The organism is Bradyrhizobium sp. SMVTL-02 (genome assembly GCF_051853005.1).
Lineage (GTDB): Bacteria > Pseudomonadota > Alphaproteobacteria > Rhizobiales > Xanthobacteraceae > Bradyrhizobium.
This window is the reverse complement of the sequence record NZ_CP182469.1, coordinates 6420702-6443547: the sequence shown is the minus strand read 5'-3', so window position 1 is coordinate 6443547 and position 22846 is coordinate 6420702. Positions and strand designations below refer to the sequence as shown.

Annotated in this window: 26 protein-coding genes; 15 read left to right on the top strand and 11 right to left on the bottom strand. The window is 62.3% G+C overall.

What is annotated here, in order from left to right; translation table 11 throughout:
- Positions 1–439 precede the first annotated feature (439 nt).
- The 10 genes from ACNJYB_RS30770 to ACNJYB_RS30725 all read right to left on the bottom strand — a co-directional run bounded on the left by ACNJYB_RS30770 (position 440) and on the right by ACNJYB_RS30725 (position 5860).
- Positions 440–1048 (bottom strand): hypothetical protein, encoded by a 609-nt coding sequence (locus tag ACNJYB_RS30770; RefSeq protein ID WP_439370300.1) that lies wholly within the window; start codon positions 1046–1048, stop codon positions 440–442.
- A gap of 98 nt (positions 1049–1146) precedes the next feature.
- Positions 1147–1398, bottom strand: coding sequence for a hypothetical protein (locus ACNJYB_RS30765; RefSeq protein ID WP_439370299.1), 252 nt, complete (start codon positions 1396–1398; stop codon positions 1147–1149).
- Between the two features lie 26 nt (positions 1399–1424).
- Entirely contained in the window at positions 1425–2213 is a 789-nt protein-coding gene (locus ACNJYB_RS30760) for a 3-hydroxybutyrate dehydrogenase (protein WP_439370298.1), read from the bottom strand.
- A 60-nt stretch (positions 2214–2273) separates the two neighbouring features.
- Positions 2274–3065 (bottom strand): acetoacetate decarboxylase, encoded by a 792-nt coding sequence (locus tag ACNJYB_RS30755; RefSeq protein ID WP_439370297.1) that lies wholly within the window; start codon positions 3063–3065, stop codon positions 2274–2276.
- 29 nt (positions 3066–3094) lie between these two features.
- Positions 3095–4267, bottom strand: a complete 1173-nt coding sequence (locus tag ACNJYB_RS30750; protein WP_439370296.1) for a DUF3734 domain-containing protein — start codon at positions 4265–4267, stop codon at positions 3095–3097.
- 39 nt (positions 4268–4306) lie between these two features.
- Positions 4307–4906 (bottom strand): PepSY domain-containing protein, encoded by a 600-nt coding sequence (locus tag ACNJYB_RS30745; RefSeq protein ID WP_439370295.1) that lies wholly within the window; start codon positions 4904–4906, stop codon positions 4307–4309.
- Between the two features lie 23 nt (positions 4907–4929).
- Entirely contained in the window at positions 4930–5211 is a 282-nt protein-coding gene (locus tag ACNJYB_RS30740; RefSeq protein ID WP_439370294.1) for a hypothetical protein, read from the bottom strand.
- Positions 5212–5269: 58 nt separating this feature from the next.
- The gene (locus tag ACNJYB_RS30735) at positions 5270–5488 is read right to left on the bottom strand and encodes a hypothetical protein (RefSeq protein ID WP_439370293.1); all 219 of its coding nucleotides are present in this window, start codon (positions 5486–5488) and stop codon (positions 5270–5272) included.
- A gap of 19 nt (positions 5489–5507) precedes the next feature.
- A complete protein-coding gene (locus tag ACNJYB_RS30730) occupies positions 5508–5663 on the bottom strand; it encodes a hypothetical protein (protein ID WP_439370292.1) in 156 nt (51 codons plus the stop codon).
- Positions 5660–5860 carry a hypothetical protein gene (locus tag ACNJYB_RS30725; RefSeq protein WP_439370291.1) on the bottom strand — a complete coding sequence of 67 codons (201 nt, stop codon included), beginning with the start codon at positions 5858–5860 and terminating at the stop codon, positions 5660–5662. Before ACNJYB_RS30725 ends, ACNJYB_RS30730 begins: the two co-directional genes overlap by 4 nt.
- A 155-nt stretch (positions 5861–6015) precedes the next feature.
- Here ACNJYB_RS30725 and ACNJYB_RS30720 point away from each other — a divergent pair, with 155 nt between their 5' ends.
- Genes ACNJYB_RS30720 through ACNJYB_RS30710 form a run of 3 tightly spaced genes read left to right on the top strand, consistent with a single transcriptional unit; the run spans position 6016 to position 7440 of the window.
- Positions 6016–6270: a hypothetical protein gene (locus ACNJYB_RS30720; RefSeq protein WP_439370290.1), complete on the top strand. Its 255-nt coding sequence runs from the start codon at positions 6016–6018 to the stop codon at positions 6268–6270.
- Between the two features lie 37 nt (positions 6271–6307).
- Positions 6308–6787: a hypothetical protein gene (locus tag ACNJYB_RS30715; protein WP_439370289.1), complete on the top strand. Its 480-nt coding sequence runs from the start codon at positions 6308–6310 to the stop codon at positions 6785–6787.
- A gap of 8 nt (positions 6788–6795) precedes the next feature.
- The gene (locus ACNJYB_RS30710; protein WP_439370288.1) at positions 6796–7440 is read left to right on the top strand and encodes a TetR/AcrR family transcriptional regulator; all 645 of its coding nucleotides are present in this window, start codon (positions 6796–6798) and stop codon (positions 7438–7440) included.
- A 38-nt stretch (positions 7441–7478) separates the two neighbouring features.
- Here the strand turns inward: ACNJYB_RS30710 and ACNJYB_RS30705 are convergent, their stop codons facing one another.
- Positions 7479–8132, bottom strand: coding sequence for a TetR/AcrR family transcriptional regulator (locus ACNJYB_RS30705; protein WP_439370287.1), 654 nt, complete (start codon positions 8130–8132; stop codon positions 7479–7481).
- Positions 8133–8338: 206 nt separating this feature from the next.
- Here ACNJYB_RS30705 and ACNJYB_RS30700 point away from each other — a divergent pair, with 206 nt between their 5' ends.
- From ACNJYB_RS30700 to ACNJYB_RS30645, 12 genes are all read left to right on the top strand, one after another.
- Positions 8339–9208, top strand: a complete 870-nt coding sequence (locus tag ACNJYB_RS30700) for a histidine kinase dimerization/phosphoacceptor domain -containing protein (protein WP_439370286.1) — start codon at positions 8339–8341, stop codon at positions 9206–9208.
- Positions 9205–10320 carry an efflux RND transporter periplasmic adaptor subunit gene (locus ACNJYB_RS30695; protein WP_439370285.1) on the top strand — a complete coding sequence of 372 codons (1116 nt, stop codon included), beginning with the start codon at positions 9205–9207 and terminating at the stop codon, positions 10318–10320. The genes ACNJYB_RS30700 and ACNJYB_RS30695 overlap by 4 nt, the downstream gene beginning before the upstream one ends.
- A complete protein-coding gene (locus tag ACNJYB_RS30690; protein WP_439370284.1) occupies positions 10317–11393 on the top strand; it encodes an efflux RND transporter periplasmic adaptor subunit in 1077 nt (358 codons plus the stop codon). Before ACNJYB_RS30695 ends, ACNJYB_RS30690 begins: the two co-directional genes overlap by 4 nt.
- Positions 11390–14539: an efflux RND transporter permease subunit gene (locus ACNJYB_RS30685; RefSeq protein WP_439370283.1), complete on the top strand. Its 3150-nt coding sequence runs from the start codon at positions 11390–11392 to the stop codon at positions 14537–14539. The genes ACNJYB_RS30690 and ACNJYB_RS30685 overlap by 4 nt, the downstream gene beginning before the upstream one ends.
- Positions 14540–14552: 13 nt before the next feature.
- Positions 14553–15053, top strand: a complete 501-nt coding sequence (locus ACNJYB_RS30680) for a hypothetical protein (RefSeq protein WP_439370282.1) — start codon at positions 14553–14555, stop codon at positions 15051–15053.
- A gap of 80 nt (positions 15054–15133) precedes the next feature.
- The gene (locus ACNJYB_RS30675; protein WP_439370281.1) at positions 15134–15400 is read left to right on the top strand and encodes a DUF3551 domain-containing protein; all 267 of its coding nucleotides are present in this window, start codon (positions 15134–15136) and stop codon (positions 15398–15400) included.
- A 145-nt stretch (positions 15401–15545) separates the two neighbouring features.
- Positions 15546–16541, top strand: coding sequence for a PAS domain-containing protein (locus tag ACNJYB_RS30670; RefSeq protein ID WP_439370280.1), 996 nt, complete (start codon positions 15546–15548; stop codon positions 16539–16541).
- Between the two features lie 406 nt (positions 16542–16947).
- Positions 16948–18303 carry a protoglobin domain-containing protein gene (locus ACNJYB_RS30665; RefSeq protein ID WP_439370279.1) on the top strand — a complete coding sequence of 452 codons (1356 nt, stop codon included), beginning with the start codon at positions 16948–16950 and terminating at the stop codon, positions 18301–18303.
- Between the two features lies 1 nt (position 18304).
- Positions 18305–20533: an EAL domain-containing protein gene (locus ACNJYB_RS30660; RefSeq protein ID WP_439370278.1), complete on the top strand. Its 2229-nt coding sequence runs from the start codon at positions 18305–18307 to the stop codon at positions 20531–20533.
- 417 nt (positions 20534–20950) lie between these two features.
- Positions 20951–21112 carry a DUF2934 domain-containing protein gene (locus ACNJYB_RS30655; RefSeq protein WP_439370277.1) on the top strand — a complete coding sequence of 54 codons (162 nt, stop codon included), beginning with the start codon at positions 20951–20953 and terminating at the stop codon, positions 21110–21112.
- Positions 21109–21294 (top strand): hypothetical protein, encoded by a 186-nt coding sequence (locus tag ACNJYB_RS30650; protein ID WP_283024385.1) that lies wholly within the window; start codon positions 21109–21111, stop codon positions 21292–21294. The genes ACNJYB_RS30655 and ACNJYB_RS30650 overlap by 4 nt, the downstream gene beginning before the upstream one ends.
- 29 nt (positions 21295–21323) lie before the next feature.
- The gene (locus tag ACNJYB_RS30645; protein WP_439370276.1) at positions 21324–21731 is read left to right on the top strand and encodes a DUF2934 domain-containing protein; all 408 of its coding nucleotides are present in this window, start codon (positions 21324–21326) and stop codon (positions 21729–21731) included.
- Positions 21732–22846 lie beyond the last annotated feature (1115 nt).

The window sequence follows — 22846 nt, the reverse complement described above, 5'->3', positions numbered from 1 at the left end:
GTGTCACGGCGCGAAGCTCATCGAGCTTGCCTCTGATCTTGGTGGCGAGACTTTCCAGCCGCTCCAGGTCGCGCGCTCGCGTGCCCGTGTGCCGGCGAAAGAAGCGCGAAAACGCGCTTTGCGCGAGGCCGAAAGTCGGCGGGCGTCGTCGCGCTGCCGTTCGTCCTCGCCGACGACGTAAGTTCGGCGAAGTGCCTGAGGATCTGAGCGCACTCTGAAAAGCGCGCTCGCCCGCAGTCGGTCAGATCACCTGCCGTGCAGGGAAAGGCTGATGCGCGTCACGACATGGTCCCAGTCGCGCTCTTCGGCTGCCGGGTAGTTGATCAGCACGCAATGGACCCAGCGGCCGGAGAAGTTGCAGCGGTCGTACCAGACTTTGTCGCCTTTGTAGCTGGAGACCGCAAAAAATCGTGGCGTCAGCGGGGCTTGTCAGAAACTGTCAGCTCTTCCCGCCAGAACCTCTAAGCGCATTCCAGGCGGCCTGATTGGCCTGATCGAACGCCTTGCGGGATTCAGCGAGTGCTGCGCTCAGCACGGACCACGACTCGGTGCCGGCCTGCTTAAGCTTCTGCAGGCGCGCTTCCGCCTCGGATGCATCGGATTTCATCTGCTTGAGGGCGGCATCGAAATCTCCGGTATGTGTTGCGGCGACCTTTCCGGCCGCCTCACGGAACTTGTCGGCCGCCTCGCGCCAAGCCTTTGCCTGTGCGGCGGCGATGTCCTTGAACGTCGCTTGTTGCTGCTCGATCTGCCTGCCCGCGCTTTCGAAATAGGTCTTCATCTGCGCTTCGAAGCCGTTCCACTGCTTCTCGAGTTCCGTCCTGTTGCGTGCCCAGGCCGCTTCGCCGGCTTCGGCTTGTGTCTTGAGCTGCGCCTTGAATTCGTCGCGGCGCTTCGCCAGATCGGCGATGATCTGCTCGGCTTTGACCTTCGATTCGGCCTTGGCCTCGCCGGCCTTGACCTCGAACGAGGCGAGAGCGGCATCCATTTCGTTGATGCGCTCCTTGGCCCAATTGAGGTAAAAATGCATGCTGCTCTGCTCCGACATGACCGTCTCCCGTTGGCTGTCCGAATTCGATATTCTTCGAACTCGGCTTAGCTCGTATTGACTTGGGTCAACCGCCTCGTCGTCTGATGTCGCGGCTGTCAGGCTGCGGGATAGGGAAACAGTCTTGCCATTTGCCCCTCGGTCGTCTGCGTCCGACCGCGCGATGGTCCGAAAGCGATCGTTGCATAGAAGTCGCTCGGAGCGATCAGCTCGGCATTGCTGGGCATCACATCCGCATTGAAGGTCTCCTCGCGTCTACGCAGGGCGTTGGCCAGGCTGTTGTGTTCCGCGAGATCGAGCTGCAATGGGCGGCTGGTCTCGCATCGCGCGGCCTCTTTGAGAGAAGTCATGATAAGGCTCCGGGAATTGAAACGGGCTACGCTGCCGTCCAGCCGCCATCCATCGAGAGGTTGGCGCCCGTGATCTGAGCGGCGGCGTCGCTGCAGAGGAACAGCGCGAGCGAAGCAACCTGCTCGACGGTGACGAATTCCTTGGTCGGCTGCGCGGCGAGCAGGACGTCGTTGATGACCTCGTCCCTCCGCATGCGACGAGCCGCCATCGTGTTCGGAATTTGCTTCTCGACGAGCGGCGTCCAGACGTAGCCGGGGCTGATGCAATTGCAGGTGATCTTCGAGCGGGCGAGCTCCAGCGCCACCGTCTTGGTGAGGCCCGCGATGCCGTGCTTGGCAGCGACATAGGCCGACTTGAAAGGCGAGGCGACCAAGGAATGCGCCGAGGCCGTGGTGATGATGCGGCCCCAGCCGCGCGTCTTCATGCCTGGTACCGCCGCGCGGATGGCATGGAAGGCGGCGGACAAGTTGATCGCGATGATCGCATCCCACGTCTCGGCAGGGAAGTCCTCGATCGGCGAGACGTGTTGGATGCCGGCGTTGTTGACCAGAATGTCAACGCTACCGAAGGTCCTTTGGCCAAGAGCGATGAGCTCGGCGACCTCGGTCGGCTTCGTCATGTCCGCGGGCGAGTAGATCGCCCTAACCCCGAAAGCGCGCTCGATCGCAGCGCGTTCATTCTCGATGTCTGCGGGCGCGCCCATGCCATTCATCAAGACGTTAGCGCCCGCCTTGGCGAAGGCCTGCACGCAGGCGAGACCAATGCCGCTGGTCGAGCCGGTGACGACAGCCGTCTTACCGTTCAGCATTCCCATCTCGCACACTTTCCTTGTAACATAACAATCAGAGCCGAGTTGCGCGCTGCGCATTTTGACTTAGAAGACCAGAGCTCTCTCGCCGGTTCGTATGGTGCCGCGAGCCGGCTGTTGCAGATAGTCGTGCACCACCGTCCCAAGGCCGAGCGTGAGGTCGGCGCGGATGTGGACGGCTGAGACGATCTCCAGCACCGGCAGTTCGGCGACCGGCGCCAAGGCGTGTGGCGTCAGCGCCAGCGCCGCCGGTCCGGTCCATGCACCCTTCAGCACGATGTCCTCGAGATGATATTGAACGAGCTCGCAAATGCGTGGGCTGCCGTCGACGTGCGGGATGATCTTGAGCAGGAAGTTCGGCTCGTTAAGCGCAGCCTTGACCTTCGCCAGATCGGCCTCGCGGTGCTTGTAGCCCATTGTCCCCGTGGCGACCCGGAGCGGGCCGTAATCCAGCGTGCCGATCAGCGTGTCGATCTCGGTTCGCAGGGTCGGTTGGGCGAGCTTCTTCGGAAATCCCCACAGCTCGCGTCCACCCGCAATGGGTCCTTCGTCGTTGAGGAACATGCAATGTGTGTAGCCGCCCTTTCGTCCACGGAAGGAGACGGGGATGACCTGTCCGCTTTCCGTGTAGTCGCCAAAGCCGTTGGAATCGGGCATGCGGATGAACTCGTATTTGACGAGAGCTTCCCGCTCGTCGACCTCGAGCGGACCTGGAACCACTGCCCGGAGCCTTGTCGGATCGGTCCGATAGGTGATGATCAGGTATTCGCGATCGACGAACCGGTATGGCCCGGGCGGGTAGGCCGGGCTGGTCAGCGGCATGGCGAAGGCACGTTGTTTCACATCAGTCTCGCGCATTTGCGCTATCTCCAGGCGATGAGGTTGGACTACTCGCGGCCGTCGTGTTCGAGATCGAAGGTGAAGACCCCGTCGGGGCTCGAAGGCCGAGCGAGCACCTCGGGATGGCGCAGAGTGCGCAGTGCGTCGTGATAGCCGGCTTGCCAGTGGTCCTGCATCGACAGGCGCGAGAACTCGTAGTCCTTGGAGTGCCCCTCGTGATTGCGCGCGCGGTAGATCAGGTGGACGATGTTGTAGACGTTCCGCGAGACCGCCGTGCTGAGCAGTTTCACGGTCTCATGCTGGCTGAGATCGTCGGGCAGCCTCCCCAGCAGATCCGTTAGTGCGCGCCGCAGGCGCTGCACATGCTTGAACTGGTCGGTGCTGGCGCGCGTGCGGCTCGAATACTGGATTTCCTTGTGCCGCGTGACGACCTCAGCCATGTTGCGGGGAAGTTGACCGCGGGCGCTCCAGAGGTCGACCTGGAATGCGAGTATGTCCTGCGGAGCATCCGATTCGATCACCCATTGCAGCGGCGTATTGGAAACGAGACCGCCGTCCCAATAGTGCTCGCCCTCGATCTCCACCGCCGGAAAGCCCGGCGGCAGCGCGCCGCTCGCCATGATGTGCTCGGGCCGGATCGTATGAGTCGTGTTCTCGAAATAGACGAAATTACCGGTTCGGACGTTGACCGCGCCGGCGCTGAAGCGCGTCAGCCCGGCGTTAAGACGATCGAAGTCAACCAGGCGCTCCAGCGTGGCCTTGAGCGCGCGGGTGTCATAGATGCTGGTCGCATCGCTGGCTCCGCCTGGCTGTAGCCAGGGCAGGACGGGACGGGCGGAGAAGAAACCGGTGGCGCCACAGGTGGCCGCAAGACCGGCGCTCATCTGGTTGATGAGGTTACGCGTATTGTCGCTCCGCGCCCAATCCAGAAAGGGATTGCCGGACCAATGCCAGGGTGCCGTCGAGGTGACCTGGGTCCAGAAATCGCGGAGGCGGTCGACACGGGACTCGGGCGCGTTCCCGGCAATGATCGCGGCATTGATAGCTCCGATCGAGATGCCAGCAACCCAGTCGGGATGAATGCTGGCTTCGGCCAGGGCTTCGTACACGCCCGCCTGGTACGCGCCAAGCGCACCCCCGCCCTGCAACAGCAGCGCGATGCAGTCGAAAGGAAGCTGCCGTTGTGCGGATGAGAGTTGTGATCGGGGCTGGAAGTTCATGGCGTGTGTGCTCTTTGAGTGCTGATGAACATGCTCGTGTTAGTGGCGACTCGTGTCTTGCTTTCCGACCTTGGGAGGCTCGAGCAGCACCTCTTTCAAATGGTCCCCGGAGGCGACCACGATCACGAAGTTGAGTTTGCCGTCCTGTCGGATCAGCCCACCGGCCAGCGCGCTGCCGGCCGCCGCTTTCTCGGCGACCTGCACGGCATCCGACAATTCCGGCTTGATCCATTTCAAGGCGACGATGTTGGCGAGGTCTTCCCGATCGAGCTCCTTCAGCGAGGACGTCATCTCTCTGCCCGTGATGCTTCCGGTGTTTGCGTCGATGGCGTTCTCCCACACGTGCTCATTCCGGATCGTGCGAACGCGGTGGACGGGCGGGCCGTCGATCTCGAAGCTGATGTCGGTGGTCTTGGAACCGTCATGCAGGCGCTCCGCGATCGCCATCGCCCGGCTGAGCGGGACGCGTATGGTGCGGAATTCGGAGAGCACGCGTTGGATAGCGGCCTCTTCGGCCTGGCTTTGCGCGCTCGCGCTTCGGCTGTCTGCATCTGCAGATTTTTGTACGTCAGCGACGGCGGCGGTCGCGGCGAGCGTGGCGGACCACATGATCAGGGCAAACAAATGCTGCTTCGACATCGGATCAATCTCGGTCTGATTGGTTAATCGCTTGCGACGGGCGTGTGAGCCACGACGATCTCCTTGTCGGAGAGCGTGGGCAGGGGCTGGTTGGTATCGATCACGACGCGCTCCGGCCCCTTCACGTCGGAGTGGATGCGGATCGCAGGCCGCGCAGGATCCGGCTCCGCGAAGCGGCTTGGCAGTCGGGCCGGAAGCACCCAAGCGGTGGCCCAAAGCAAGCAGAGCAGGGCGGCGCCGACCGACAGAAAATAGCCGCGCAAGGGAAGGGCGGTGTCGTTCGATCGGCTCGCGTGCATTGACATGACGGATCGTCGGCTCACGGCACGCGGCTCCCGACAACGGCATCACTCTGCCACATCGTCAGATACTCCACGGGCGCGGATGCCGGCGCGCACGTTCGGCGTCGAGATAGCCACGCTCGTCGAGCCATTCGGTTGGACAATAGGCTGCGGCCTTCGGATCGATCATGAGTCCGTCACGCTGGAGCGCTGTCCGTGTTCCGGTCACACCAGTCCACACCACCTCGCCGCTGGTCGCGTCAACTTCCATCCCGTCAAAGACTTCGATGAAGTTCAGCATCTCGGTTTCCAGTCCACCCTCACACCGTCTGCGTGAGGCGGTCGATTTCATCAGGCGCAATGCCTCTGCGCGCGAGTTCGGACTCGATCGCGTCGAACACGCATTCGACCGGCGCGATCCAGACGTTGACCCAGTAGATGATGCAGTCACGGGCGATCAGCAGGGCCGGTGTCATGCAACCGTCCTCCGCTCCAGCCGAACGGTGCCGGGCTGGCGCCCGGCAAGCGTATGAGCCCACGCGATCATCCCGACCGTGATGCCAAGCAGCACGCTCAGTGCCACGAGGCACAACGCGACAATGACGTTCAGCGATGCGGCGGCGAGGCCGGGCAACGGATTTTCGCGCATCAACGCGAACAGCAAGGTTGACATTCCGCGTCTCCTTAATAAAATACACCGTATAGTTCATATAAATCACGCGCCGCGACCGAAGTCAAGACGGGTGCGTCACAAGCGCGTGTGCAGGATCAAGGCGGCGAGGCTCCGCCAGGTTCGACCAGAAGCCTCGAGCAGAGAAGGGATATCACATGAAGAGATTGATGCCGGCGTTGTTCGCAGCGGCCGTAGTCGCGCTTGGCAGCGCAACAGCTTTTGCCCAGGAGAACCGGGGCACACCCGAGCAGCGAGCGGCTTGCACGCCAGACGCCTTTCGCCTGTGCAGTGCCTACATTCCCGATCCATCCGGAGTCGAAGCCTGCCTGCGGCTCAGGAAATCGGATCTGAGCGAAGGCTGCAAAGCGGTGTTCGAGCAGGCGTCCACCGGATCAGTCCGGGGCAGATAACGAGCGAAGTCGCGGCGTGATGTGACGAGGCGCTGCCTTGAGCCACATCCGCACTGCGACAGGAGACAGGAGCGATCTTATGAGCACGGTCTATATCCCGGCCCTGGCTGCCTTCGGCGGCTCTGCATTCGGCGCGCTCTCGACCATCGTCAGTGGATGGTTTAGCGGTCGCCGAAGGCGTCGCGAGCTTCATCATGCCCGCTCGTTCTCGAAGCGCGAACAATTGTACCATAGTTTCATCGAGGAGGCATCACGGCTCTATGCCGAGGCCCTGGTCAATGATCAGGCCGAAATCCCGCAACTGGTCAGCCTCTATACGCTGGTCGGACGCATGCGGATCTTGTCGAGCAACGAGGTCGTTCAGGCTGCCGAGAGAGCCGGGCACCTGATCATCGAAACGTATCTGTCGCCAAATCGCACGTTCGTCGATCTCCCCAAATTCATCGAGGAAATGGATCCCTTGCGCGAGTTCGGAGAGGCCTGCCGCCGCGAGCTGATGAACATTCCAGCGCAGTGAGAGACGTTATGCGCAGGCAGATTGAAGATCGAACGAGCAGCACCCGCCGCGGGATCGTGCAGGCTGCCATCCATCTCTATGGCGAGATGGGACACAACAAGACCACCGTCGCAGATATTGCGCGGCACGTGTCGATGTCCTCAGCCAACGTCTATCGGTTCTTTCCCTCTAGGCGGGCGATCGAGGAGGCTGTGGTGCAGGAGGTGCTCGAGGAGGCCGTCAGTGCGGCGACTGAAGCCGCCCGCGGCAGTGGGCCAGTGCTGCGGCGCCTGGCCGCAATCCTGAAGGCAATTGCCGACTGCAATGAAGCTCGACCCGCGAAACATCGACGATTGCAAGACCTGCTAACCCTCGCTGTTCGGCAGAACTGGACGGTCGTTCTCACCTACGACGACAGGATCCGAGGGCTGGTGCGACCGATCATCGGCACCGGGCAAGCACGCGGCGAACTGCAGGGCGGCAGTCCGATGGCGCTGACCTGCTGCCTGCTGGAAGCCATGGATGTTCATCTCAATCCATCGCGGGTCGGGGCAGCGACGCTGCGGCCAAGCTTCGACGAGATGTTGGGATTTTGTAAGGGCGCCTTGCGTCTCACGCCATTCCTGCAGCCGGCCGGGATGACAGCTCGCGTGCAGCTCAAGGCCGCCGGCTGATGCGAATGCTTCCAAGCTGGCCTTCCTAAAGAAGACAGCTAGTACGACCAGTCCGTCTCGCAGGCTGCCAGGAAGAAGCCGACGCGCTCGCGCACGAATCCCGGAAGCTCCTTCTTCAGGTCCTTCTGAGTTTCACCGACCAGCGACCGAAACAGCATCGGTAGGAGAATCAGGTCGAGAAAGATCTGCGCGGTAGCACGGCTTCGCTTGGCGCTGAAAGGGCCCCGCGGGGTGCGCGCGAGCTTCTGCGTGGCGTCGTCCAGCAGCTGGGACACCGCGGCCAGGGAGCGATCGCGGGCAGCGTCGTGAACGTTCCGGCTCAGTTCAGGAAAGCGCTGCGATTCCGCAATGGTCGCGCGCACCATACCCAATGATTCCGCCACAACCCTCTCGACGATGGCGGTGCCGAGGCTCATCAGCTTGTCTTCGATGGTGCGCCCTTCCGGCGAGAAGCCCTCGAAGTTCGTCAGCCCACCGATGGTGCGGGCCACCACCGCCGCGAACAGCGCTTCCTTGCCGGGGAAGTGGGCATAGATCGTCGGCTTGCTCGCCGGCGCGAGTTCGGAAATGTCGTCGATGCTGGCGCTGCGATAGCCCTTCTCCAGAAACAGCTGCTGGGCGGCGTCGAGGATTCGCGCCTGCGCGTCGCCGGCAAGATCCTTGGGCGGTCTGCCACGTTTCGTCTTCTTCATTTCGGACCTCCGAATTCACGAGTCTGTGCGCATTGCTTTCCGACTTGACACGGCGGGTGAAGAAAGGCAAGAAAAAGAAAAATATACGGTATAGTTTATTAAAGCATCAAGTCCGCGCTTCGCAGGCTTGGCGAGTGCTCCCGAAAAATCGGGGTCGCAAAGGTGGGGCGTTCGCCCCGATCGTTCGCGTCGAATAGGAGAATGTCGTGACTGTTTTGAACCCGGACCGGCCCGGTTTGCAGGAAGGCGCGCTGTTGCGCGAGCTGCATCATAGGGTCACCAACGGTGTTGCCTTCGCCATCGACCTGGTCTCCGCCGCCGCCATCCGGGTCGAGGGGACGGAAGCCAAGTGCGCGCTCAGCGATGTCGTCGAGCTGCTGCATGGCTACGCCGATGTGCATCGTGCGTTGGCCATGCCCGCCGGTGAAACGCTGATCCAGGCCGCGACCTACATTCGCAAACTGGGCTGTGGCATGCGCCGGGCGGTCCTGGACCGGATGAAGGTTCAGCTGGCATTCGCGACCCAGTCCCTCGCGCTTCAGCCGCAGCGCTGCTGGCATCTGGGGCTGATCGTCCATGAGCTCGTGATGCACGCGACAAGGCACGCTTGTTTCGACGCACGGGCAGGGCAGATCAGGGTCAAGCTGACGCGTACCGGTGCGCTGGTGAACTGCGTGATCCTGGACAACGGCTCGCGTCCCGCGCGGGAGACTTCCGACCGCGAATTGCGAATTGCCAGGGATATCGCGCGGGCGCTCGGCGGCCGTGTTGAGCAGGGTTTCGGCCCCGAATTCACCTCGATTGTCCTCTCGTTCCCGCTGACCGAACGCGAACGCGGCGCAAACTGGGCGATCGCAAGGCGCCAGATAAAGGCTCCGCGCCGCATTCGGGCCACCGCTTCAAACGACGCGGTGCTCACGGCAAGCGCAGCAACCGGTCAACGCGGGCCCACCGTTGAGACCGATCCCTTTGCGGGACGACTGCGCCAGCAAGGAGGCCAAATGGTCGTCCCCCGCCAATTCGCCGACGCGCTTGGCGGGCTGTTGTCACCTTCCCACCATACGGACGCGCCATGACGAGCCAATTCTTGACCCCCGTTCGGACGCCACATGTGGGGAAGGCCCTCGCCGCAGCGACCGTGCTCGTCAGCATTGCGTTGACGGGTTGCAACGATCACGCGGCGCAGACGACCCCACGGGCAACGCTGGTCCGGACCACGATCGTGCAGCCGCGCGACCGGCAAGCCGCCATCACGTTGACTGGAGAGGTTCAGGCGCGCTTCCGTGCCGACCTTTCGTTCCGCGTCAGCGGACGTGTGATCGCTCGCACCGTGGACGTTGGTGCTCACGTCAACAAGGGCGACGTCCTCGCCCGGCTCGATCCGGCCGAGCAACAGGCTGATGTCGATGCCGCGACCGCGGCAGTGGCCTCCGCCGAAGCCCAGCTGCGGGTGGCGAAGGCTACGTTCGAGCGGCAGAAAGCGCTGATCGCAAGCGGCTTCACCACCCGGACCGTTTACGACCAGGCCCAGGAAGGTCTGCGAACCGCAGAGGGTGTGCTGGAGGCGGCCCAGGCGCAACTGGGCACCTCGCGCGATGCGCTCGGATATACCGTCCTGCGCGCTGAAGCGGACGGCGTCATTACCGCACGAAATCTCGAGGTCGGGCAGGTCGTTCCGGCTGCACAACCCGTGTTCTCGCTTGCTCAGGACGGGGAGCGCGATGCCGTCTTCGAGGTCTACGAATCCGTCTTCCTTGGCCAGACCGACAGCCGCTGCGTGACGCTGGCGCTCGTCTCCGATCCCGGCGTGGCAGCGACGGGAGAGGTGAGAGAGATTTCACCGGCGATCGACGCGAAGAGCTCCACGATCCGCGTCAAAGTGTCCATCGAGAACCCGCCGGCTGCGTTGACGCTGGGCAGCGCCGTCTCGGGAACGGTGAAGGCGAAAGCTCAAAAGGAGATCACCCTGCCCTGGAGCGCGCTGATGGCCGTGGGTAGCAGGCCTGCCGTCTGGACCGTAGACACGAAAACGCAGACAGCGTCGCTGAAGCCCGTCACGGTCGGCGCCTATGAGGCCGGTCAGGTGCTGATCAAGGCAGGCCTCGAGCCCGGCGAGCGCGTCGTCGTCGACGGCGGCAAGCTTCTGAGCGTCGGTCAGTCGGTCACTGAGGAGGGAGGTCAATCATGAAGCGACAGGTCATGCTGATCGCCGGCACGCTCGCGGCGGCCCCGTTGCTCACCGGCTGCCAGCAGGAGACGAACGCGCCGGAGCCCGTGCGCCCCGTGCTCTCAATGGTGGCCAAGCCGAATAGCGGTGACAGCACGATTGCCGTGGGCGTCGTCGAGCCGCGCTATAAAACCAACCTTGGCTTTCGCGTACTCGGACGGCTGACTTCGCGTCCGGTCTACGTTGGCGACATCGTCAGCGAAGGACAAATCATCGGGACGATTGATCCCACCGCACTCGATCTCGCCGTTCGCGCGGCCAAAGCCCAGCTTGCTAAGGCCGAGGCGCAACTCGAGAAGGCCAAGGCCACGGAGGAGCGGCAGCGCACGCTCATCACCAGCGATGCGACCACCAGGCAGACGCTGGATAATGCCGAACAGGCCCGCGCCGGCGCCGAAGCAAGCGTTGCACAGGAGCAGGCGAATTTGACCAAGGCGATCGAGCAGCTCGGCTATGCCCAGATCAAGGCCGACTTCGGCGGCGTCGTCACCGCCGTCGGCGCGGAAGTCGGCCAGGTGGTCTCGCCCGGTCAAACCGTGGTGACGGTCGCGCGCCCGGACATTCGCGAGGCGGTCGTCGATATCGGGGAGGACCTGCCTGTGCCGCTCGAAGTCGGTCTACCGTTCAGCGTCAGCCTGCAGCTCCTCCCCGCCGTTCAGGTCGAGGGCAGAATTCGCGAAATCGCGCCGCAAGCCGATCCGGTGACACGGCTGCGACGCGTCCGGATTGCGCTCGATAACCCGCCCGAAAGCTTCCGTCTCGGCGCGACCGTCACGGCAAAGCTCGGCAAGGATGAGAGCAAGGTCTTGCGCCTGCCCGCATCGGCGGTGCTCGCCAGGGATGGCGCCGATTTCGTCTGGGTGGTCGATCAGTCCGCCGGCACCGTCTCGCTGCAGAAGATCGATGGTGTCGCCGAGCAGGCGGGCATCCGCGTCACCGGCGGGCTTGCCGCAGGCACCCGCGTCGTCACCGCCGGAATTCACAGCCTCAAACCGGGACAGCACGTCCGCTTCGAACAGGATCAAGAGCCATGAAGTCGTTCAACCTCTCCGACTGGGCGCTCGGCCATCGTTCCCTCGTCTGGTATTTCATGATCGCCTTCATGGCGGCCGGCCTGTTTGCCTATCTCCAGCTGGGACGGCAGGAGGATCCTGACTTCACCATCAAGACCATGGTGATCCAGGCGCAGTGGCCGGGCGCCTCGCCCGAGGAGATGACGCGCCAGGTCACCGACCGGATCGAGAAGAAGCTGGAGGAGCTGGAATCGCTCGACTACACCAAGAGCGTGACGGTTGCGGGTCAGACCACCGTCTTCGTCTACTTGCGCGATTCGACCAAGGCGGCCGACGTCAAGCCGACCTGGGTGCGCGTTCGCAACATGATCGCAGACATCAGGGGCGATTTCCCGCAAGGCGTGATCGGCCCCGGTTTCAACGACCGTTTCGGTGACGTCTTCGGCAACGTCTATGCCTTCACCAGCGACGGCTTGAGCCAGCGACAGCTCCGCGACCAGGTCGAGGACATCCGGGCCAAGGTGTTGACCGTGCCCGATGTCGGCAAGGTCGACATTCTCGGCGCGCAGGACGAGGTGATTTATCTCGAATTTTCTACCCGCAAGATCGCAGCGCTCGGCCTCGATATCCACGCCATCATGAATTCGCTGCAAGGGCAGAACGCGGTTGCGCCCTCCGGCGTGTTCCAGGAGGGGCCGGAGCGGATCAGCGTCCGCGTGAATGGTCAGTTCGCCTCCGAGGCGAGCCTCAAAGGGGTCAATCTCCGCATCAACGACCGCTTCTTCCCGCTGACCGATGTTGCGACCATCACGCGTGGCTACGCCGATCCGCCGTCGACGCTGTTCAGATACAACGGTCAGCCCGCCATTGCGCTCGCGATCGGCATGAAATCCGGTGCCAACCTGCTCCAGTTCGGCGAGGCGCTGAAGGAGGAGATGACCAGGATCATCGCCGACCTGCCGATCGGCGTCGGCGTGCACCTCGTGGCCGACCAGCCGGTCGTGGTCGAGCATGCCGTTTCGGGTTTCACCGAAGCGCTGTTCGAGGCCGTGATCATCGTGCTCGGCATCAGCTTCCTGAGCCTGGGCTTGCGGGCGGGGCTCGTGGTCGCCATCGCCATTCCGCTCGTGCTCGCGATCACCTTCGTCGTGATGGCCTATTGCGGCATCTCGCTGCAGCGCATTTCGCTGGGGGCCCTGATCATCGCGCTTGGCCTGCTGGTCGACGACGCCATGATCGCGGTCGAAATGATGGTGGCGCGGCTCGAGATCGGCGATCCTCTCGAAAAGGCGGCAACCCACGTCTATACGTCGACCGCATTTCCGATGCTGACCGGAACGCTTGTCACCGTGGCCGGCTTCATCCCGATCGGGCTCAACAGCAGCAACGCCGGCGAGTTCACCTTCACCTTGTTCGTGGTGATCGCGGTATCTCTGATCGTCTCATGGATCGTGGCCGTGTTGTTCACGCCGCTTCTCGGTGTCACCATCCTGCCGGCCAGAATGAAGGGACATCACGAGCAGAAGGGGCGCCTGGCGCAGATCTTCGCGCGCCTGCTGCTGTTCTGCATGCATCACCGCTGGAGCACCGTCGCGGTGACGGCCGGCGCCTTCCTTCTCGCGTTGTTCGGCCTGCAGTTCGTGCAACAGCAGTTTTTCCCCTCGTCCGACCGTGCCGAGCTCGTCATCGACTGGAACCTGCCGCAGAACGCTTCGATCACCGAGACCAACGCGCAGATGGCTCGCTTCGAGCGCGATCAGTTGCAGGGCAATAGTTCGGTCGAGCACTGGTCCACCTATGTCGGCACCGGTGCGCCCCGCTTCGTGCTCTCGTTTGATCTGCAGACCGCCAACACCTGGTTCGGCCAGCAGGTGATCGTGACCAAAGGCGGCATCGCCGCGCGCGACAAGGTCAAGTCGCAGTTCGAGGACTATTTGAGGAAGACCTTTCCGGGCACCGACACCTACGTCAAGCTGCTCGAGGTCGGCCCTCCCGTGGGACGTCCGGTACAATACCGCCTGAGCGGCCCCGACGTCGCCGAGGTCCGCGCACTGTCGCAGAAGCTTGCAGGCGTCATTCGCAGCAGTCCTGACCTCGGCAACGTGGTTTTCGACTGGATGGAGCCCGCGCGCGTCGTCAAGGTCGACGTGCTCCAGGACAAGGCGCGCCAGCTCGGCGTCACCTCGGAAGACATCGCCACCACCCTGAACTCGGTGCTCCAGGGCTCGCCGATCACGCAGGTGCGTGACAGCATCTATCTGGTCAATGTCACGGGACGAGCGACTGCGCCGGAACGCGCCTCGATCGACACGCTACGCGACTTGCAGATGACCGGGCTTGGCGGCCAATCGGTCCCGCTCGGGGCCGTCGCCAATCTGCGCTACGAGCTGGAGCAGCCCACGATCTGGCGGCGCGCGCGGATTCCGACGATCACGCTGAAGGCCGCCGTCGTCAGCGACGTTCAGCCGAAGACGGTCGTCGACCAGCTCGCGCCGAAAGTAGCGGAGTTTGCAAAGCAGCTGCCCGCGGGCTACGCGCTCAAGATCGGCGGCTCAGTGGAAGAAAGCGCCAAGAGCCAGGGGCCGATCATCGCGGTCGTGCCATTGATGCTGTTCGTCATGGCGACCGTGCTGATGGTGCAGCTGCAGAGCTTTTCGCGCCTGTTCCTGGTATTCGCAGTCGCGCCGCTCGCGTTGATCGGCGTCGTCGTGGCCATGCTGCCGAGCGGTGCGCCGCTGGGCTTCGTCGCAATCCTCGGCGTGCTCGCCCTCATCGGCATCCTGGTCCGAAACTCCGTGATCCTGATCGTGCAGATCGAGGATCTCAAGAAGGAGGGCAGGCCGGCTTGGGATGCCGTCGTGGAAGCGACCGAGAATCGCATGCGGCCGATCCTGCTTACGGCGGCCGCGGCAAGCCTCGCGCTCATTCCAATCGCGCGCGAGATTTTCTGGGGCCCGATGGCCTATGCCATGATGGGCGGCATCATCGTCGGCACGCTGCTGACGCTGCTGTTCCTGCCGGCGCTGTATGTGGCGTGGTTCCGGATCCGTCCGGATCATGCGGATGAAGCACCTTCACATGAGGTCGAAGCCGTTGCGAACGATGCGCCCGCCGAACACGGGCCCGCTCGCCATGCCCCGCAGCGTGTGCTCGAGCCCCAAATCTAGAACGGAGACGACGATGCTCTCGAAGACGCTATCAGCCTTTGCTGTCACGGTGACGGTCGCGGCGAGTTCGCTCGCTCCGTCCATTGCATTTGCGCAATTTCCGCCGCCGCCTCCGATGGCGCCCGCCGGCCCTCCGCCGATGGCTCCAGCAGGTCCCCCCGCGATCGCGGCTCCCGGTCCCGCCGCCCCTGTCGCCGGTCCCGGCCCTCGCCTCGGTCCAGCAGCCGGGCCCCGCGTTGATCTCGCAACGCGAGGTGCCGGTGGCGGGCCGGCTGTAGTGGGCGCCGCGCGGACCACGGCGGTCAATATCGGTGGAGCCGGCAATCGCTACGGCGGTGAGCACGGCTATGGCTATGGCTATGGCTATGGAGCGCGCGCGGCGGCCTATGCCGGCGCCTACGCAGCCGGCACCTACACCGGCTACGCCTACGGCGGGGCGCGCTCGAGCTACGACACGAGCGGTGATTGCCGTTACGTTTACAGCCGCCATCGCAGGTATCTGGTCTGCGACTAGCCCTGCGAGCAAGCCTAGATATGAGGCACTCTCGCTGAGGGTGCCGTGCATCCCAGCACCGATCGGATTACGGAACAAGTATGGACAGAACTTTCGGCCTCGCCGCCATTGTCGCAGCGTCAACAGTCGCGGCGATTCTAATCCCTGCCGAGCTGAACGCGACACAGGAATACGCGTTCTGCCGACTAGACTATGACTCGGGGGTGCGCAGCTGCGCATTCGAGACTATCGATCAGTGCGTTTCAGCCATCGCTGGACGCGGCGGTAGCTGCTTTCGTAGCCCCAGCAGCGAGGCGAACGCATCATTTGCCCATGCTCGGAAGATGCATGCTGGTCATCGCCACTGATCTGTCGGCGAGCGGTGGCTTCCGCCATATCGATCTCGATCGATGTCACCGCCATTCAACGCAAGTCAGACCAGGCTGGCATAAGGCTGGACAACATTCCTAACTTCGCTAACTGTTAGGTCTTTGGATCATCAAGAGCAAAAAAATGTTGGACCTCTTGAAGGAGGGTACCGAAGAAAGCTTCGGCGTTATCGAGCGTGAACTGCGGTGCGGCCTGTGGTGCTGGGATCTGCGTGCGAACGCGATGAGGTGGTCGCGCGGGTATTATGATCTTCTGGGTATCGAGCCGGGAATGGTAACACCATCCTTTGCGGCCATTCTCCAAGTGACCCACCCGGATGATCGCAGTGCGCAGGGCGAGGTCGAGCGCGTCATCCAGAAGGCGTCGACCATCAAACGAAGATTTCGCGTGATACGCCGCGGCGGTAACATCGCCTGGATCTATTGCCAGATCATCATCTTCGTCGATCCGGAAGGGGCCGCAGAGAAGGCCATCGGCATCTGCACGGATATCACGGCTCGCGAGGACCAGCTCAACCAGCTGCGGATTGCCGATGAGCGGTACCGTGCCCTGATCAAGGCAGCCGGAGCAGTGGTATGGATCGCCAAATCGGACGGTCGAATCCACGAGTTCGTCAACTGCGACCATGGCAGCCAGGCCGTTGCGTCGCAATCGGGTTGGCTGCAGCTCATTCATCCGGATGACCAGGAGAAGATGATCCGAGTTCGCGACGAGGCAAGCCGGGAAAAGCGTGGCTACGATGTCGTGCACCGTATCATTCAGCCCGATGGCAGTTTCAAATGGAAGCGATCGACCGGACAGCCGGTGCTCGATGATGGAGGAAATATCAAGGAGTGGCTCGGTATCAGTGTTGATCTCGACCGCAATACATCGCGTTCTGGTGCCCACCGCATCACCGGGGCGCAAATCAGGGCCGCACGCGGGCTCTTGCGATGGTCGGTGATGGATCTTGCGCAGGCTGCCGGCACCACGCGTTCGACCATTCGTCGCCTCGAGGAATTGGACGGCGCCCCGTTGCAGAACGATCCGGTGCTTCGCCTGATCGAATCGGCGCTTGCAAGAGCGGGTGTCGAATTCCTGTTTCCAGAGGCAGGCAAGCCTGGCGTGCGTCCTCGCTAAATTGGCACCTCACCTGCACTGATCCAGCAAAATTGGTCGGATATTCGAAGCGCCAACGCTGCATCCCGCAATTCTGGCTTTCCATGGTCGCGACATCGTGCATCGCCAATCGCAATGGCCGCATAAGGCCAACCGCACGGGCCAATTTTGCCTAACAGAAGGTTAGCAGGGTCGGCATTATTGTTCTGCATGTCGGGCTTCGGGCAAGGCGTGCGGGCATGATGACACAAATCAATCGGTATCTCGGAATCGACAGGCGCATTCAGCTCCGCACGCTTGAAGAATACGGGGCATCGATAGGGCGCTTACGCTTTCAAGCAGCTCCGACTGGGCTCGTTGATTAGCCGCTTGATACCGGATTCCCAGTCACGTTTCTCACAATCAGTTTTTTGAAAGGGCATAGCAAATGACGGACTTGCCTGCATGCACCAATTCCGATCAGCACCGCATGGCCAGAATGCGGTTCATGGGAATTACATCCCGCAGCGGGGAACTGTTGCGGGAGTTCTGGGCGATCGCCGAACCTGCCGTCGCGCATATTCTGGACGGCTTCTACCGGCATGTCACGAGCGAGCCTCAGCTTGCCGCGCTGATCGGGAATGATATTCCCCGATTGAAAACGGCCCAGGGTACCCATTGGGCGCGATTGTTCAATGGGCGGTTCGACGATGAATACTTGAAGGGGGTCCGTGCCATCGGCATGGTCCACAACAAGATCGGCTTGGAGCCGCGTTGGTACATCGGCGGATACAACTTTGTCCTGAATGAGCTCGTCGCTCTTGCTGTTCGACGCTACCGCTGGAGGCCAAGGCATCTCAGTGAGGTCTTGAGCGCCGTGAATTGCGCCGTGATGCTCGACATGGAGATCGCCATCTCGGTCTACCAGGAGGCAATGCTTGCCGAGCGGGAAAAGCGTCAGGAGACGATCCGCGCTGCCATTCGAAGCTTTGATGCCCGGATGAAGACGGTGGTGGATACGATCGGTGGTTCGGCTGGCAGTCTTCAGGGCGCAGCCAATGCGCTGGCCGTGAGTTCGTCCCAGTCGACCCAGCAGTCCAGCGCGGTGGCCGCTGCCTCGGAAGAAGCGTCGACGAATGTGCAGGCGGTTGCCGCATCGACCGAGCAACTTACCTCCTCAATTCGGGAGATCGGCCGCCAGGTGTCCGAATCGACGAAGATCGTCCAGACCGCGGTGGAGCAGTCGGCCCGGTCCGGCGACACGGTCCAGAGCCTTGCGAAAGCGGCCCAGCGAATTGGCGATGTGGTGGAACTGATCAGCACCATTGCGGGGCAGACCAATCTGCTCGCCCTCAATGCCACGATCGAAGCGGCGCGGGCGGGCGAGGCCGGCCGAGGCTTCGCCGTCGTAGCCTCCGAGGTCAAAGCCCTGGCGGAGCAGACTGCGAAGGCCACTGGTGAAATCAGTGAGCAGATCCTCTCGATTCAGGCGGCTACGAAGGAGTCGGTCGGGGCCATCCAGGACATCGGCCGAACGATCGGGTCGGTCAGCGAGATCGCCACCGTCATAGCGGCGGCCGTCGAAGAGCAGGGCGTGGCTACCGCCGAGATCGCGCGCAACGTCCAGCAAGCAGCCCAGGGCACGCACGAGGTATCAAGCAACATCACCGGCGTGAGCCAGGTCGCCGCCGAAACCCGGCAGACGGCGGAAAAGCTTCTGAGCGCGTCCGAAGAGCTGTCCATTCAGGCTGCGGCTCTTCGCTCGGAAGTGGAGGCATTCTTTGCCGACATCCGGGCGGCCTAGCATGTCATCAAGGCTTGGCGACACGATGATCGAACCAACGATCGAATTCGAGATCGCGAATGTTGACATGAATAACGGGTTTCCCGCTTCATGCGATACGTGCCGATCTCGTCAGCCTGCGAGCGGCGAAACCGATCGTCAGCGAAGGGTTGAGGTGAACTGGAAGCACCTGCTGCATACGGCGATCGAAAGCAGCGCTCATGGCCTGTGTGTCTTCGACGATCAATCAAGGCTGGTGATAGGGAATGAACAGCACCGCAGCCTCTATTCGCTGGCATCTTCCGAGGTTTCGCCGGGCCGCCCGGTGGAGGATGTTCTCAAGGGCCGCCATGCCCGAGTAGTCGGGGCGAATGCGAATGGCCAGTTGTCCCATTACCTGTCGGCGATACGGCGAGGCGAAGAGTTCCAGACCACGTATGAATTGCAGGATGGGTCGTTCGTCGAGCTCGACATGCATCCCATGTCCGGCGGTGGCTTCGTCGAACGACACCGGGATGTCACGGAGCTTCGCCTTGCTGAGGTCCGGGCCGAGGAAGCAAGGCAGGAGCTGATCGAGAAGCAGTACGCAATCGATCAGGCCGTCATCGTCGCGATCACCGATATTCGCGGAACGATTACTTACGCCAACGATCGATTTTGCGACATCAGCGGGTACACCCGGGAGGAGCTGGTTGGAAACAACCATCGCCTCCTGAAATCGGGGGTCCATTCGCAGGATATTTTTCGACAGATGTACCGTTGCCTGGCCCGAGGAGGCGTATGGCGGGGCGAGCTTTGCAACAGGGCGAAAAGCGGGGAGCTCTACTGGGTCGACACCGTGATAACGCCCCAGCTTGGCCCGGAAGGGAAGCCGGTCGCCTACATGGCCATTCGGGTCGATATTACCGCGCGAAAGAAGGCCGAGGCGCAGCTCTGTCACGCAGCCCGCCACGATGCGCTGACTGGTCTTCTGAACCGGGCAGCTCTGCTGGAGAGTCTTTCGGAATGGCTTTCCCAAACGCAGGCAAAGCAGCAGACCCTTGTCGTTTACCTGCTTGATCTCGATGGTTTCAAGCATGTGAATGACACGCTTGGACATGCCGCCGGAGATGCATTGCTCAAGCAGCTAAGTGGACGTCTGATCTCGGTTGTTCCGGAGACTGCCCTGATCGCACGTCTGGGCGGGGACGAATTCGCGATCGTGCAGATCAGTGCGGGAGATGAGCGTGAGGAGACCCAAGCGCTCTCGGTCGATCTCCTGCAAACGATCGCCATACCGTTCGCGATAGAGTCGCAGCAGGCGACGGTCGGCGTTAGCATCGGAATATCGATTGCACCGTTGCACGGTCTTACGGCTCCAGAACTCCTCTACAAAGCCGATTTGGCTCTCTATCGGGTCAAATCGGAGGGTCGGAGCGGATATCATGTCTTTGAAGATGAAATGCGCAGCCGCGCGCAAGACCGCAATCAGCTCGTCAATGAGCTACGTGCTTCGGTTGCGCGTGGTGAGTTCGAGTTACACTATCAGACCATCTGCGAGGCAGGATCCCTGCGGCCGCGCAGTGCGGAAGCGTTGGTGCGTTGGCGCCATTCCTCTCGAGGCTTGCTTTATCCAGATGAGTTCATCGGAGTCGCAGAAGAAACCGGGCTCATGGAGGCGTTGGGGCGATGGACCCTGGAAAGGGCCTGCTCGGATGCCGTATCGTGGCCCGGAGAGATCAAGGTGGCGGTCAATTTGTCTCCGGCTCAGTTCCGAGGAGGATTTCTCTTCGACTTGATCATCGGCGTGCTGATGAAAACGGGGCTGCCGCCGCATCGGCTTGAGCTCGAAGTGACGGAATCAATGCTGCTGCAGGACGAAGAAGAGAATCTTCTCTTGTTCCGCCAACTCAAGAACATCGGAGTATCCTTTGCACTGGATGACTTCGGCGTTGGCTATGCGTCGCTCGGTTCCGTCGTGGCATTTCCATTCGACAAACTGAAGGTGGATCGATCGTTCACGAGCGAGCTGCCGAGCAAGCCCGCGAGCAGGGCAGTCGTCGCATCGATTATGACATTGGCCAGGGGGCTCAATGTGCAGGTAACCGCGGAGGGCGTTGAGACGATGGAGCAGCTCCAGTTTTTGCGCAATCAGGGGGTGGATTTCGTTCAGGGCTATCTTCTGGGCAGACCAGTCCCATCCGACGCGCTCGACCTGACTGGGGCACCACTACGTTCCGGTTTGCCGGACGCGAGTTGCTTCAAGAAATGAGGGACGCGCATCGCTGCGCCGTCCGAGTGGCAGCCCGCGGGTATAGGCGTCCCAGGGGGAAGAGCCGCTCCTCCTGCGGGTCCATCAGGTCCTGCATCCGATCCAGCAGCCCCAATTCCACGGGAGAGGTGGATCGGAACGACACGGCCGGCGGCGTTCGTCTTCAGGTTGCCGAGATCCTTGATCGCGACGGGTCCGTTGCGGGCTCGACGTCGTCGCGCTCGCGAGGGGAATGGGTCGCGAGGGGCAGCGCGTCGGGCCCAAGGCGCGCCGGGTCGGTAGGTCCGGCTAGGAACTCTTGCGAACCGTCGACGCTTGAATCCGCAGGCCAGGGTCGCCGCCGATCGCTGGCCCGCACGGCCCGCCTCCAAGTCCCCATACCCCCCAGGGCGGGCCGTGCTTCACAAGGAGATGCAATTGTCCGAGCCGACGCAGCAAGAGATCAGGGAACGCGCGCACCGCTTGTGGAAGCAGGCCGGTAAGCCCGAAGGCCGCGAAGAAGAGTTTTGGCACGCGGCCGAGCAGGAGTTGCGCAACGAGGACAAGTCCAATACGCAGCGGACGCCGGATACGCTGTGACTGACAAGACCTGCCCATTCTGCCAGGGTCTGGGATGGGTCTGCGAAAACCATCCGCTCCGGGTCTGGAGCGAAAAGCTCGGCGGCTGCCGCTGCGGCGAGGGGATGCCTTGCACCTGCAACACGACCGAAGATCCCGAAACGAGGGTGGTGATCGTCGAAGCCGATACGACGTGGCACTAGGCGGCGCCCGCCGCTGCCATGCTGCTCCGTTGCCGAAGCTCGAGTTTCGCTTCGCCCATCCTCCTGCGAACTGCATCCCAGGGAACAGAATTCGGCTGAAACGATTTGTGTGTCTGAACAGCACGGGTTCTGAACAACCTGTTCCTACGGCAGTGTTTGCAGTGGACGAGCAGCAGAAGATCGAGCGCCAGATCGAATTCGCAACGCGAGCGGCCGCGCTCGTGAAGGACGAGACCACGGGACAGCGCTTCAGAAGCTTCGCGGAAGAACTGAAGCGAAAGCTTTTTCGCATGATGCGGCGCAGCGAGGTCCGCGCGCGTGCGTACGAGCTCTGGGAGCAGGCCGGTCGACCGACCGATCGTGACCTGGACTTCTGGCTCGAAGCTGAGCGGGAAATCGAGGTGGAACGCGAGGAGAGGAAGGGCTCGGGAGCCTGACGGAGCGAAGCCCCCGAGTCCAGCCGGTACCCGGATCGGCCGCAGGCCGCATGTCGGCTTTGCTTTGTCGCTTCCCTGGCGAGAAAGAAAAGAGCCGCCGGGTTCTTCACCCTTGCGGCTTCGAAAAGTCCTTAAGCTGTTGATCGCCTCCGCAGCCGGTGCGTACCGCCGTTACCTTGTTTGCGGCCATGCTTGGTCTTTGTAGGGGCAGGCGCTTGATTCTGCTGTGGCCTGCGTCACACCGTGGATAAGATGATGGCGCGATAGAGCTATCACCGTTGTTTTGCCTCTGAGGCTTCGACTTAAGCAAGGACCGCCCGTCGGGCAAAACAGCCTCTTAGCCCGTCAACCCCTCTCCGCAAAAATATTCCACCTTACCGGAATTCGGATTGTCGTATGTCTCGCCCATCCCGGCTCATCCTTGAGGGGCGATCATGATCGTCATTTTCGCGAGCCGGGCTAGGGCAGCGTCGGGCGCGAAAGCCTAAGGGCAGGGCGGATTGCTTCCGTGAGCCCAAGGCCTCGTGCGGACGAACGGCGCTGACAGGTTCGTCTCGTCTGTAAGTTTCCGGCTGTGTCGACGGGCCGGGAAAACTGCGGCGAACTGGCGGACCGGCCCTCCGGAAACTCGCCGGGGCCCTACTAGGCCCTATTTCCGATGAGGGGCGCGCGACTGCCTTGTAATCCCCCGGGGGTAGCCGAAGTGCCGCGTTGCCGTGGGCGCCGGTGGCTCAGTTGCTGATTCGGAACGCGGACCAATCTGACCAGTTTTGCAATCTGGACCGTCGCTGTAGGACGAGGCCTCAGGCAGATGCCCCGAGCTAAAGCGCATGCCGCCGCCATCCTGCGGGAATATCACAAAGCCGAGGCGGAATTGATCGGCAAGGCAGTCGTGCTCACGGACGGCAAGGCGGGGACCGTTGAGGAATTACACTTGGACGAGGCGCATGGTTTGCGTCTTTCCATAGCCGGGCATCCGGCAAATGGCCTGTCTCGACAATCAAGCTGGCGGAGAAGTGACGGGCCTACCGACGGGGCCTCATGGACCTCCGCCGCTGCTGCGTCCATAAGGGCAATCATCAAGATCGCTGCCAATGGTGAGGCCAGAATGCCCC